10 protein-coding genes are annotated in these 13,825 nt (G+C 54.8%); 1 reads left to right on the top strand and 9 read right to left on the bottom strand.

What is annotated here, in order from left to right:
* Window positions 1–226 precede the first annotated feature (226 nt).
* Window positions 227–2,674, top strand: coding sequence for a DUF222 domain-containing protein (locus AB0O97_RS14910; RefSeq protein ID WP_363883732.1), 2,448 nt, complete (start codon window positions 227–229; stop codon window positions 2,672–2,674).
* A gap of 121 nt (window positions 2,675–2,795) precedes the next feature.
* Here AB0O97_RS14910 and AB0O97_RS14905 read toward each other — a convergent pair whose 3' ends face one another.
* The 9 genes from AB0O97_RS14905 to rnpA form a co-directional block, all read right to left on the bottom strand.
* Window positions 2,796–5,396 carry a polynucleotide kinase-phosphatase gene (locus AB0O97_RS14905; RefSeq protein ID WP_363883730.1) on the bottom strand — a complete coding sequence of 867 codons (2,601 nt, stop codon included), beginning with the start codon at window positions 5,394–5,396 and terminating at the stop codon, window positions 2,796–2,798.
* Window positions 5,397–5,398: 2 nt separating this feature from the next.
* Window positions 5,399–6,814, bottom strand: coding sequence for a 3' terminal RNA ribose 2'-O-methyltransferase Hen1 (locus AB0O97_RS14900; RefSeq protein WP_363883728.1), 1,416 nt, complete (start codon window positions 6,812–6,814; stop codon window positions 5,399–5,401).
* Window positions 6,815–8,516: 1,702 nt separating this feature from the next.
* A complete protein-coding gene (locus tag AB0O97_RS14895; RefSeq protein ID WP_363844194.1) occupies window positions 8,517–9,530 on the bottom strand; it encodes a ParB/RepB/Spo0J family partition protein in 1,014 nt (337 codons plus the stop codon).
* An 89-nt stretch (window positions 9,531–9,619) separates the two neighbouring features.
* Complete coding sequence (locus AB0O97_RS14890; RefSeq protein WP_363883726.1) at window positions 9,620–10,675, bottom strand: ParA family protein; 1,056 nt, start codon at window positions 10,673–10,675, stop codon at window positions 9,620–9,622.
* Window positions 10,676–10,749: 74 nt separating this feature from the next.
* Complete coding sequence (gene rsmG, locus AB0O97_RS14885) at window positions 10,750–11,388, bottom strand: 16S rRNA (guanine(527)-N(7))-methyltransferase RsmG (RefSeq protein WP_363844200.1); 639 nt, start codon at window positions 11,386–11,388, stop codon at window positions 10,750–10,752.
* Window positions 11,389–11,474: 86 nt separating this feature from the next.
* Window positions 11,475–12,020, bottom strand: coding sequence for a R3H domain-containing nucleic acid-binding protein (locus AB0O97_RS14880; RefSeq protein ID WP_363883724.1), 546 nt, complete (start codon window positions 12,018–12,020; stop codon window positions 11,475–11,477).
* A complete protein-coding gene (gene yidC / locus AB0O97_RS14875) occupies window positions 12,020–12,988 on the bottom strand; it encodes a membrane protein insertase YidC (RefSeq protein WP_363844206.1) in 969 nt (322 codons plus the stop codon). Before yidC ends, AB0O97_RS14880 begins: the two co-directional genes overlap by 1 nt.
* Window positions 12,989–13,006: 18 nt before the next feature.
* On the bottom strand, window positions 13,007–13,351 hold the full coding sequence (gene yidD, locus AB0O97_RS14870) for a membrane protein insertion efficiency factor YidD (protein ID WP_363883773.1): 345 nt from the start codon (window positions 13,349–13,351) through the stop codon (window positions 13,007–13,009).
* Window positions 13,352–13,398: 47 nt separating this feature from the next.
* On the bottom strand, window positions 13,399–13,824 hold the full coding sequence (gene rnpA / locus AB0O97_RS14865; protein WP_363844211.1) for a ribonuclease P protein component: 426 nt from the start codon (window positions 13,822–13,824) through the stop codon (window positions 13,399–13,401).
* Between the last annotated feature and the right edge of the window lies 1 nt (window position 13,825).

The raw sequence follows: 13,825 nt of genomic DNA, 5'->3' as shown, positions 1-13,825 counted from the left end.
TAAATGTGAATTTCGGCTTCTCCCAGATTGATTCTAAGCGCAAAAGTTGTTCATACTCTTCGCGCAATCCGCTCCCGGAAATGACGCCTGATGGTCCATTCGCGGGATTTGAGGTAAGTTTCACGTGAAACTTGGCCGGCAGCGCCAGTCTGGTCTTATAGAAACTATTTCTGGGAAGTTTCCATAAATGCTTGTTCTTCACAAACATATAAATTAGAATTGTGCTATGGGCAGTTCAGTGAATTTCCCGGTTGGTCGGGATGATTCATCCACCACATTGAGTGTGGCGGACCTGATTGCTGGACTGACTCTTCCTGTCATTGAACCACTTGGCACTGACATTGCCGCGATGTCTGCTCTGCCACCCTTGCCGTTCCCAGTGGCAGCCGACACTTCAGACGCTGACACCGCCACCTCTCACGGTGGCGGCTCGGCAGCCGACCACACTTCATCTCCAAGTCCCGCTCCTAGGGATGCTGCACCGCGGCGTGAGACTGTCGAATGTACTGCTACCGCCGATGCGTCCCTGGAGGACTCTGACGCAACTGCATGGCACCCGCAGAAGCGGGCTAAATCTCAGTTGGAAGCGGCAAGAATGTTGATGGATGAATGCATTGAAGCCGTCGCCGCACTGCATAAACATCAGAACCAGTGCACCGCCCTGGCCGCAGTGTTGATTGATCGTCTACAAGCTTCCACACGATTGGAAGCCACAGTCCTGACGCTGGACTCTTGGCAGCATCAACCTCATATGGCGGGGGTGCGTGCCGAACTTGCGGGTATCCTGAACATCCCTGAGAACATAGCCGATCGACTCATGGACCTTGCCTCCACGCTCGTGCACGACGTGCCGGCAACTCTGGCAGCTCTCGCTGACGGATGGTTAGGGTGGGATCACACAGCGATCATTGCCGATGAGGCCACCTTGCTGCGGCAGGCTGGCCTTCCAATCGAGACAATTGAGTCATTTGAACGAGCTCTTCTGGAGAAGGCCGTTGCATCCACGCTACCCAGTTTCCGCGAGAAAGCGCGCCGCTTGCGTGAACGTAGCTACCCCGAAAGTATCCCTGTCCGGACCCGCCGTTCCTTCGCTAGTCGTTCGTTGAGAGTCGGCCACGGACAAGACGGGATGTCTTGGCTCAGCCTCTACCTCCCAGCACCAACGGTCGAAGGTATCTGGGATCAGTGCACACTCACTGCGCAAGCCGCACAGGGTCCACATGAAGACCGAACCCTAACCCAACTCCGTGCCGATGTAGCCGCAGCACTGTTGCTGAACCAGTCCATGGCCCAAAATCACCTCTACAGTCCCACCTTCTCGAACCCAGCAGCCGGCACGAGCGGGCCCTCCACAAGTCCACCGCCACCCTTGGTAAGCGATCACAGGGGAACCGGGACCACTGGAACAGAACCTTCTGGGACCGAGCGCTCTAGGACAGAATTCTCTGCACCCGACAAGGCCGAAACCTCCCTAACTGGTGCGGCCACGCCGCTCCCAGAACAAAGTACCAGCTGCAATGGCAGCACGGCGTCATCTGGCTTTGTGGGCAATGGGCTGGCACGCAGGATGGCAAGGTATGCCGATCTCGCAAGAGTACGCAACGACCCTAGGAACTTGTTTCAGGGCCCGGAACCGCTGCCCTCCCATGACGGTCCAGTTCCTGACCCGGATCAGGGTTGGTATCGGCTTTCTGCAGAGGAGATCCCTGTTTTCGACGACCCAAACTATCGGGACCCCGGGTACAGGGATCCCGATATCCGTAACGATCCTGATTGGCACCCAGCGGCTAGGCCACCCGTTCTCAGCCCAGCACCTTCCTCCACCGGAATGAATGTGTCTGAAAGCGGTAGAACCGATGCAGTGTGGCCACCGATGCCCCAAGTTACCCCTGTGCTTCTGATTCCTGTCCTGTCCATGTTAGGTGCCACGAATGAACCTGCATGGATGGAAGGCTCCGGACCCATCAGCATGGAAGTTGCCAAGTACCTCATGACCGAATCCTCGAGCTTTTATCGGGTTCTAGTAGATCCAATCACCAATAGGCCTCTGGATTGCTCCCCGCAACGTTACCGAGTCACCAAAGCCATGCGAACTATGCTCCGAATCAGGGATGAATACTGTCAGTTCCCAGGGTGCACAGCCAAGGCCAGTACCTCCGACGTTGACCACATCACGAAGTTCGAAAGTGGTGGACCCACTATTTTCAGCAACCTTCAAGCGCTCTGCAAACGTCACCACAGGATCAAGCATTTCAAGGATGACAAGACCCGTGACGGTCAGTATCGAACCGACCAATCCCCCGAACGCAGCGCTGTGAGACTGCGCGGGTGGACGCCAGTAATGACGGACAACGGCGTAGCGTGGACCTCTCCGTCAGGAAGGTACTACCCGCCCAAGCTCGCCGATAGCCAAGCACCTGTCTACACAAAATGGCTCCGCAGATATATCGATCACTCGCTGCGAATTCAGTACCTCACAGACGATTTGTACTGTGGAGACATTGATGAAAGTGCGCACCCTGACCGCGACCAAGAAGAGCAGTGGAACGACGACATCATCCCTGAACCTCCCGCCGGTACGTTCCCCAGCGACGAGGATGAGGAAATCCTCACTCACATCGCCATCGAGAACTATCTCCTTGAACATGCTTCAAGCGAACCACGCGAAGACTAGTCGGAGGCCTCCTGCAAGCTCTCCGAAGAACGTCTCTGGCGAAGTATCCGCAATCCCCAAATAGATTTATTCGTACATGTTTCACGTGGAACAGCAATAGGAGATTCCTAGATTCCGACTCTCAGAGGCGAGGGTCAACGCGATCCGATTCCAGCGCCAACACCCCGAACACTGCCTGATGGATTCTCCACAATGGCTCGCCAGAAACCAAGCGATCCAAGGCTTCGATACCAAGTGCATATTCTCGCAGTGCCAGAGATCTTTTCAGTGCCAGATTCCGGTCTTTCAACCTGACCAGGTTCCGAGGGTCTGTGTAGTCCGGTCCGTAGACAATACGCAAGTATTCACGTCCTCTTACCTTGATGCCGGGTTGCACCAGATCCTTGTCTACACGGGAATCTCCGGATCTACGAGTCAAGTTCTGCAGCGGTTTCACCACCATCCCTTCCCCACCAGCTGCTGTCAGTTCCTGCCACCACTGTGTTCCTGCAGTACGAGATTCCGAGTTGTCGGTCCTAACGACCATGCGCCGCGTAGCGCGGATTAGTTCCGGGTCTGCCGCTGCTAGCTTGTCCGCTAGGTTAAGGTGCCACATGTGGTCTCGACCAGAATGTACCGCCCCCTCAGACGCCAGCACCTGGAAGGGAGCCAGCTGTACACCGTCCAACCCTTTAGAGGGTGCAGTGTAGTTTTGATAGGCAGCGATGTACGCCGCGGCATTCTCTTTTCGGGAACGAAGTCTACCGAGTATTTCAGCAACGTCAGCTCCTGATTCGAGCGCTTTCTCTAGGGCTCCGGTGGCGTCACTCAGGCTACTAGTGGCGCTAGCACCCACAGCTGCATACTGGCCACGGATCATCTCCTCGGCTTTGAATGACCAAGGAAGAAGTTCTGCATCCAGCAAGATCCAGTCCGTTGCTAGTTCTTCCCAGAGACCTGCCTCCTCCACTGCTGCATCGGTTCGCATCAGAAAATCATCCGCCGTCTTCCGGTTGAAGAATGGCCTTCCTGTTCTCGTATACACAGTTCCACGCCAGCCACGTGGGGCGTCGAATTTTTGAGGATTTCGAGTTAGCAACACCACGGCCCTGGATCCCATGTGCTTTTCTTCGCAGATGACACTCAACACACCGGCCTTGTTATATGACTCAAAAGCTTCAGTTGGATGTTCCAGATAGTCAGTCAGTTTTGATGTACTGACCGGGCTCATCGTGGGCGGCAAATACGGCATCCAGCGTGGATCCGTCGCCCAGCGGCTCATAACCTCAAGTGCCCCAGCTGCTTGCTCCTGACGAATGCTCACCCGTCCATGGATTCCGGTTTGGATCGACTGCTTGCCAAGAACGTCGCTGATCTTGAGCACGCCATCAACACGTTCCCCAGCCTCTTCGGCAGTAGCTCCCTCGGTGGATCCTGATTCAGCTTGCATGGATTCGCGTGCCGGAGCCAGAGGCTTGGCCGGTTCAAACCATACTTGCTCTGCAGGTACCTGTACCACTTCCCTTTCCGGATAACGCAAGGCAGTCAGTTTTCCGCCGAATACACATCCTGTATCCAAGCACATGGTCCCGTTGATCCACTCAGCGTCCAGAGTCGGCGTGTGTCCATAGAGGACGGCAGCTTCTCCTCTGTAGTCATTCGCCCAGGCGTATCGGACAGGAAGCCCATACTCATCCGTTTCTCCCGTTGTGTCACCGTACAGCGCAAAGGCTCGGACTCTGGCGGAAGCTCTCCCCTGATAGGCCTCCGTCATGCCGGCATGCGCGACCACCAACCGCCCTTGGTCCAGGACTAAGTGCGAGACCAACCCACGACAGAAATCCTTCACTTCACGCCGGAACTCTTCAGGCTCCGCAGCAAGTTGAGCAAGAGTCTGCGCTAGCCCATGAGAGGTTTGAACCCTTTTCCCCTCCAATGCCCTGACAAGCTTGTCTTCATGATTCCCGGGAACTGCCCGAGCATTTCCGTGTGCCACCATTCCCATAGCGAGCCTGAGGACCCCGGGACTATCGGGACCCCTATCCACGAGATCCCCAACAAAAATCGCTTTGCGCCCCTGGGGATGCTTGGCGTCAAGCACTCGCCCCTGCTCATCGCGAATCAGCTTGTAGCCCAACTTCTCTAGGAGTGTGCACAGTTCAGCGAGGCAGCCATGCACATCGCCAATGACATCGAAGGGGCCCTCGTCATGACGGAAGTCATTGAGCAGTGGCTCACGGCGAATACTCGCCCCTTCCATTGCTGCGACAGAACTCAGAGTGTGGATCCTCCTGAAGCCCTCTCTGCCAAGACCTTTCAGAGAACGCCTCAACTGATCGTACTGGCGCCTGATGACGTGGTTCTCGAGCACTCGGTCACTTCGCTGCTCATTTCGCTCAAGACTGACAGATAAGGGCAGATCAAGAACTATGGCCACGGGGAGGACGTCGTGGGCCCGGGCTAACGCCACCAATTGCCTGCGAGCATCTGCCTGGACACTCGTGGCATCCACCACGGTCAGGAGCCCTGCATCGAGTCGTTTCCCAGCAATGAAATTGAGTGATTCAAAAGCTGCCTTAGTTGCTGACTGATCATTGACGTCATTGGAGACCATCCCCCTGAAGAAGTCACTACTAAGGGTTTCAAACCTTCCGAAGTTCTTTGCTGCAAAGGTGGATTTTCCGGATCCGCTTGGTCCTATCAGCACCACAAGACAGAGCTCCGGGATTGCCAGCTCACTCATGATCATGCCCTCCTGAAAATTGCCATTTGTGTTGGTGCACCAAGAAGCTGGTCAACTTCACCGATGCTCCGGAGTTCAACGCTGTATCCATAGGTAGACGCTATGCTCGCTGCCCATTGAGCGAATTCAGCTCGAGTCCATTCAAATCTATGGTCTGGATGCCGAAAGGTACCTTCTGGGAGCAAGGGGTAAAGGGAGTTGAACTCGACGTTGGGTGTGGTCACAACGACGGACCGTGGCTGTGCGTACCCAAAAACAGAGTGCTCCAGGGCCGCTAGCCGCTCCGGTTCTATATGCTCCACTACTTCCATGAGGACGGCTGCGTCAAAGTCTCTCAACCGCTCGTCAAGATAGGTGACAGACGATTGCAGCAGGCGTACGCGCTCTCTCTGTCTATCACTGAGCTCACGCAGTCTTAGACGCTCTTCAGCTCTATTGAGCATCTGCGGAGATACATCAGTGCCAACAAGCTCAGTAAAGACCGGGTCTGAGAACAATCTATGCAGTAGCGCTCCTTCGCCACAACCCATATCAACAACTTTACGAGCACCGACGTCGTGGAGTGCCTTCAATACGGCCTCAAGCCTCAGGCCGCGCAGGGTCTTTCTTGCAAGCACCAGCTGGACATCTTCATCAGCTTCAGCTCCTCTTTCCTCATGGATGGGAAAAGCTACCTTCTCAGTCATACTCCTCTGATGAGCTAGATAACGTTGAGTGATTATTTCCCGACGTGGATGCGTCTCCAACCAACCTGCTCCGGCCCGCATGAGTTTTCCGACCTCATCGTCGGAGACCCAGTAGTGTTTGGCGTCGTCCAAGACAGGGAGTAGAAGATATACCTGTCGTAGCGCATCACTGAGTCTAATGGTGCCGGTCAAGGTAATTCGGACGTAACTCGAGTCTCCCCAGTCGGGAAATTCTGGATTCAAAGGGACAGGAATCTCGCTCACCTCCCACCCAAGGGGCTCAAAGAGACTGCTCGCGAACCCCGGCGGGCCCACGACCGAAACCGATGAAAGTTGAATGACCAACTGTAGGGGGCTGACTGCAAGTTGTGGACGCTCCTTGCACCTTCCGCTCATGGCGGTGCTGAACACTTTCCCCAACGCAACGGACATGAGAGACGACGTCACATACGGACGGTCATTAACGTAGTGATCTAACGAGTCTCGCGTACCCAAACGCAGGTGTTTGTTCCGCACCAAGTCTATGGCATCTACTTCCAGAAGTAGTGCTGCCGTGCACCGTTCACCCGAAACTTCAGGGTAGAAGACGGTGGCCACTCCCACATTAAGATCGAAGGACTGAACCTTACTTGGATTCTTATGGAGCAGATAGCCCAGGTCTCTTGCGTCCGGAGCTGTGTAAGTAATTGTGACGAGCAAGTTACCCCCAAGTAGTTGCGATCTTTGCCTCACTCTACATCCGCAGGTCCAATGGTGCAGCTCGTTGCTTGCACATCAACTACGCGCGTACCGCACCGCGAGTTGCCATAGGTTCCACGTGAAACATTCAGGGGATCGCTTCTGCCTCTGGAAACCAAACCTTGTCTAACTGATGGCTCACTTCCCGCTAGGACCACTGCTCATCTGGGTTTTGTAGGACGGTAGCAAGTACCAGGCGTGGCAGAATTGGTTGCTGCTGGAGGTAACCGCGATCCATGATTTTGGCTGACTGGCGGCCCGATGTTCGAAGAAAGCCCCATCACGCCTCTGGTTTCCATGTTTCACGTGAAACGCAGGCCGGTACACCGAAGTATGGGTTTCAGCGTCGAGAACAGCACGGCAAACTAGCCTTGCAAACCCCCGCCACGCAGCCCTCTATAGTTCCGGGTGGAAGACTCCAATGAATTCATTCGCTACAACCTCATGCGGCGGGATGGGACATTGCGGAGACATGTGAAAGCCTAGTGCCCGTCGCGGTCCACGCTAGTGGCTGGAGAATTTCGTCTCCTAGGAAGTGCTTCCAGAAACTCATTGGATCGCAGAACAAATGTGGGACAGTCCCGTGTGTTCCTGATTCGTCAAGGATCCCAGCAGTATCAACATCGGCCTTACCTTTCTGAATTTCACGGTGACAGGATTAGTCCACATGTTTTCACAGTGAACGACGAAAGGTGCTCGAAATTGGTATGTATGTCCACTCCTAGACAGAGCGCGGAGACAGCCAGAGATGCCACAGGGTTCACCATCGGGGCCTGACGCTCCTCTGAGCGCCTATTGACGCCTACTGGGGCGGCGGTCGCAGGATAGGGTCAGAGTCCCTGAGATTGACGCCTGGAGCCCCATGCTCGGCTTTAGCTGGGTCATGCCAGCTCTGACTAGCTAGCCGTCTAGATGCTTGGCCTTGGCCATCACTAAGATCACACGGCTCCAATATGACGCAAATTGGTCTCTTTCAGGACATAGGGTGCGTCAAGTAGGCGGCTACACGTGTACGAATTCCACCGCACCAGGTCCTAATGCACCCGGCTGAAGCTGTATCTAGCGAGGTGTCTACGTCAATGTCTATGTCTATGTCTATGTCTATGTCCATCCGATATTCCAGCTCCTCAGCTGCATTCCCGATCGATTGATGAATAGCCGCACTTTACGGGCCGACCGTGCCCGAGGCGCCGCAAGTTGATGGTGAGTCACGGTAATGAGTGAGACCCTTTCAACCCGGTGCCCCGAGTCAGCGCTCACAATAGAGCAGGCTGCGTCGATGCGGGTTCTTGGCGATATCAGTCAGCGCTCAGCTGACCTAGGAAACTCAGGAACCGCAGAAGAATCGAGGGCAACTACTACCTGCAATCACATCCCACTCCACACCCCCGTGGAAATCTCCGCCCTCGTCCTTATTTGCTCAACCCCCGTACTCGATCCGAATGTCCACAGAAGAAAAGAAATATAGAGAGAACGTTTTTCGCAAAACTACATGAGGGTAGGAATCCGAGATTGATCATGTTTCACGTGAAACACTGCAGTGGTAGCTGCATCTCCATCCGGGAGTCCATATTGCACTCATATCCCCGATAAGAAGGTTCACGAAAGTATTTCTTAGGATCAATCCAGGGGAACCAATTAAAAGACGGTGCCGGTGGTGTTTCACGTGAAACACCACCACCACTATCGAGGAGAACTAATTTCCGCCGGGGCTCAGAACATCCATGATCCGGTTGAGGTCTTCAACGGAGGCAAATTCGATGCTAACTTTTCCCTTTCGGGCACCCAAGGAAATCTTTACATTCGTATCGAGTCTGTCAGCGAGTGAAGTTGCCAAGAAGTCCAACCGCTCATGACGCGGGCTCGGCGTTTTCGATGCAGGCTTTCGTCCATCCAATGGAGACTGGTACAGCTGGACGGCTTCCTCCGTAGCCCTGACCGACATCCCTTCGGCGACAATCTTCTGTGCGAGGTTCTCCATAGCCACCGAATCCGGCAATGCCAGCAAAGCGCGCGCGTGCCCAGCCGACAAAACACCAGCCGCGACGCGGCGCTGGACAACCGGCGGAAGCTTCAACAAACGAAGAGTGTTGGAAACCTGGGGCCGTGAACGACCTATCCGGTCTGCTAACTGTTCGTGGGTGGTGCCGAAATCCTCCAGCAACTGCTGGTATGCAGCAGCCTCTTCAAGTGGGTTGAGCTGACTGCGGTGCAGGTTTTCAAGCAGGGCATCGCGGAGCAGATTGTCATCGGAAGTATCCCTAACAATGACGGGAATAGTCGCCAAGCCTGCGGCCTGGCTGGCACGCCAGCGGCGCTCACCCATGACCAGTTCATACGGCTTATCGCCCTTTTCTGATGACTTTCGAACAACAATGGGTTGAAGAACGCCAATTTCACGTACTGAATGAACCAGTTCAGCCATATCGTCTTCATCGAAGACCGTACGCGGCTGCTTGCGGTTGGGATGAATCTCCCCCACCGGCAATTCCATGAAAGTTGCCCCTGGAACTGCTACGAGTTCAGCGGGTTCAGCGACAGCCGGCTTCTTCGCAGCTCTGGTACCCGTTGTAGCCGGCTTGCGGCCCTTTGGTTCCGGGAAAAACAGATCTACAGGACGTGTCGGCTGACTGGAACCTGTCTCATCTCCTGAAGAGTTCGGGATCAAGGCACCCAAACCACGACCAAGACCCCTGCGCTTGTCAGTCATTGAGACATCCTCCGTTGAATAAATCCCGAATAGTGCGGGTTCTGATGAACTTCATAGTGATTTGCAACGATTCTAGCTGAGTAAAGACATTAGCTCGTTGACCGCTCAGCCAATTCGGCAGCGGCCTCGAGATAGGAAAGCGCCCCTGTTGAGGATGGGTCATAGGTCATGACCGTCTGCTGGTAGCTGGGTGCCTCTGAAATTCGGACAGACCGCGGAATCATCGCCTTCAATACCTGCTGAGGAAAGTGCTCCCTTACGTCAGCTGCGACGTGAGCCGCCAGGTTAGTGCGTCCGTCATACATGGTTAGCAAAATTGTGGACACCACCAGGTCAGAATTTAAATGCTTCTGAATCATCTCGATATTCTTCAGAAGCTGACTCAAACCCTCTAGTGCGTAGTACTCACACTGAATCGGAATCATGACCTCATTTGCTGCACAGAATGCATTGACCGTCAGGAGCCCAAGGCTTGGTGGGCAGTCAATAAAAATGAAATCGAGACGTTCTTGCCCATTTTTTTCCCGGAACTTCTCATACTCGGCGATCGCCCGGCGCAGCCGCTGCTCGCGGGCAACCAAGGAGACAAGTTCAATTTCAGCGCCGGCCAGGTGAATGGTTGCCGGGACACAATACAAATTCGCAATATCAGGGCAGTCAGCAATTACTTCTGCCATGGGTACGTCATTAATTAGGACATCGTAGATACTGTCCACCTCAGCGTGGTGGGGAACGCCCAACGCTGTGGAGGCATTACCCTGCGGGTCATTGTCTATGACTAGGACATGCAACCCGGCCGATGCCAGCGCTGCCGCAATATTCACGGTCGTGGTGGTCTTTCCAACGCCACCTTTTTGATTGGCAACCGTCAGAATTCGAGTCCGGGGCGGGCGGGGAAGCTTTCTCCCCAGCAGACGTTCGCGCCGCTTTGTTTCACTCACCAGCTGACTAGCAATAGGACTGCTGTCATCCAAGTCATCATCCAGTGGGCTCAAGGCGTCGACCTTTGTTTCACGTGAAACGGCAGTTCCTGAACTGCGCTGGCTGAAATCAATTGAATAAGGTTGATTTGAGGCATTTGAACGTGCCGACCCCAATGTCATGAACGGAGGGATCCGTTGCGAAGCTGCTTCGCTACTGGTCACGCTGACACTCTCACTTTCCTGTGGCGATGGTTGCCAACCTCTAGCCTATCGTTTCATTCCCACAGCCGTGGGGATCAGCGCCGCTTCACCTGAACACGGACCACAGTGGTGGGCTCCACCAAGATGTCCTGACCAGCAATCAACACTTCAGTCTTGACGCCACCCAACTTCTTGAGGACCTTGCCGGCCTTGGAAATTTCTTCCTCTGCCGTACGTCCCTTGATAGCGAGGAGAACTCCCTCACCGCCAAGCAACGGGATGGTCAGTGGCGCCAAGGTATTCAATGCCGACACTGCACGAGCAGTGACAACCGAGCATTCGACTTTACCGATAGCTGCTTCGGCCCGTGAACGGACGATCTCCACATTGTTCAGGCCCAGATCCATGACTACTTCTTCAAGCCAGATCACACGGCGTTCAAGCGGCTCGATGAGCGTCAGATACAGATCGGGGCGGGCGATGGCCAGACACAACCCTGGCAGGCCAGCACCGCTGCCCACGTCGGCGACCTTGGCGCCGTCGTCAATCAATTCAGCCACAACGGCACAGTTCAGGACGTGCCGGCTCCACAAACGGGGTACTTCCCTGGGACCAATCAGCCCTCGCTCAATACCTGATGTTGCCAAGTGCTCAACATAGCGCTTGGCCAAGTCAAGACGATCGCCAAAAATGCGTTCGGCCGCAACAGCTTCTTCTGCAGTAAGTTCCACCACTATTTGTGTCCTTATAAAATTTAGGTCCCGGCTGCTCCCTTGAGGCAGCGGCCGGGACCGTTTAGTAACTCTCAAAAAACTGCGACTTAGTGCGCAGCGCTCACCACGATGTGGCGGCGGGCGCCTTCACCCTCGGACTCGGATTCCAGCCCCAACTCGGCAATGGCGTCGTGGACAATCTTGCGTTCGTAGGCTCCCATGGGTTCAAGTGCCACAGTTTCCGCACCATCTTTGATCTGGTCTGCCGCTGCCTGGGCAATCTTGGCCAGTTCAACGTTACGGCGGTCACGATAGCCGGAAATATCCAAAACCAGTCCGGAACGGGTTTCCGTAGCTGAGAGGACACTCAAACGTGTCAGTTCCTGCAGGGCATCAAGGACTTCGCCGTCCTGGCCAACAAGGCTCTGCAATGAGTCGCTTTCTTCATCGGCAACGATCGAAATATAGGTTCGCCCATTACGGATCTCAATGTCGATATCTCCATCGATATCGGCGATGTCAAGAAGCTCTTCGAGGTAGTCGGCAGCAATGTCGCCTTCCTCTTCCAGACGGCTGGCACCGGTTTCCGCCTGAGCGGATACCTCTACAGGGGCTGTTGCTTCCTCAGGGACAAGTTGCGATTCTTCAGGCATTATTTCTTCTTCCTGTTCTTGCGTTGTGGCTGGTTCCGCTGGCCCTTGAGCTCAGGAGTCTCTTCAATGACTTCTTCTTCCTCAATCTTCTTCTTCGAGGCACCCAGCAGCGGCAGACCCTTGGCCTCGCGACGCTTCTGGTATTCCTTGTACGCCGGCGAACCGGGGGTGGGCATGCGGCGAATAACGAAGAACTGCTGGCCCATGGTCCACAGGTTGGTCGTGGTCCAGTAGATGAGAACACCAATGGGGAAGTTGATGCCACCAATACCGAAGACGAGCGGCAGTACATAAAGCATCATCTTCTGCTGCTTCATGAACGGGCCCTGCATGGCTTCTTCAGACATGTTCTTGGACATGATCTGCTTCTGCGTAATGAACTGTGAGGCGATCATGGCCAGGATCATGACGATCGACAGGATGGCGATCGTCGGCGTCAGGTTGCCACCTTGGAAGGAGGGCAGCAGCGCGTCGGAAAGGCGGGCGCCAAAGATCGTGGCCTCGTCGAACTGCACCACTTCGGCGTGGGTCAGTGCTCCAATGCCCTTGCTTTCGGCGTTGGCCTTGGCCACGCCGGAAAGGACCTGGAACAGGGAGAAGAAGAACGGCATCTGGATCAGCATGGGCAGGCATGCGGAGAACGGGTTAGTTCCGTGCTCCTTGTACAGTGCCATCTGTTCCTGGCCCATGGCCTGGCGCGACAGCTGGTCGGTCTTGCCCTTGTACTTGGCCTGCAGCTTCTTCATGTCCGGCTGCAACGCCTGCATGCCGCGCTGTGCCTTGATCTGCTTCACAAAAACAGGAATCAGTGCGGCACGGATAACCAGCACCAGGCCGATGATGGCCAGGGTCCAGGTTACGCCGGAGGCGCCGTCCATTCCCAGGAAGGTCAGTCCGTCATGGAACGCCAACATGATCCAGGAGACGACCCATTTGAAGGGGAACAGAATTGTATCGAAGAAGCCCATATTTCTTTATCTATCTCCTCAAGCCGCTTTGCGGCTTTGTGTTTCCTGTTGCTTAGCCAGAAATACATGTGGGTGGTTCAGCTGGACAATCAGGGGCACTGTGGACGGGTCATCCCAGTCCACAACGGCCGGTGATGGAACCGGATCCAAACCACCTGCACTCCAAGGATGGCACCTAAGCACCCGCAGTAGCGAAAACCATGTGCCCTTGACGGCGCCGTGAACAGTCACAGCCTCCAGAGCATAAGCCGAACATGACGGAAAAAACCGGCACACCTGCCCATAAGTGGGTGAGATGGCGCGCCGGTATAATTTCAAAACGATTATAAGAATATTGCGGGGAAGATGCCACAAGAAACGCACGACGGCGGGAAGCCACCTGGGTGCGTGCCCTTGAGTTTGTGAACGGGTCACAAAACATCTTCTCCTTTAGACTCGTGTGCCTTGTCTACTGTTGGTGTTGAAGGTAATGCCGAAGAGCCCGTCGACTTCGCCCACAAGCGGGTGGAGGCAACGGAAAATGCTTTTCGGTAGTCCATGACAAGGTCACTGAAGGAAGCCTGCGCGGAAACGGGCAAGGCCCGAACAACTACATTGACTCCATGTGGATGCGCCTTAATTGTCTCAACAACAATCTCCCTTAGTCTCCTTTTAACGAGATTACGGGTCACAGCGTTCCCAACAGTCTTCGCCACGATGAACCCGATCTGGCTGGGTTCATCGAGGGAAGTGGACACCATATACAACACTACGTTCCGGCGTCCATTTCGGACACCGGAACGTACAGTATGTGAGAAGTTGGCGGAAGTCCGCATTCTATTCTTGGTGGCTAGCACC

This window comes from Specibacter sp. NPDC078692 (assembly GCF_040686835.1).
GTDB lineage: Bacteria > Actinomycetota > Actinomycetes > Actinomycetales > Micrococcaceae > Specibacter.
The sequence above is the reverse complement of the archived record's forward strand: the minus strand, read 5'-3'. Positions and strand labels throughout refer to the sequence as shown.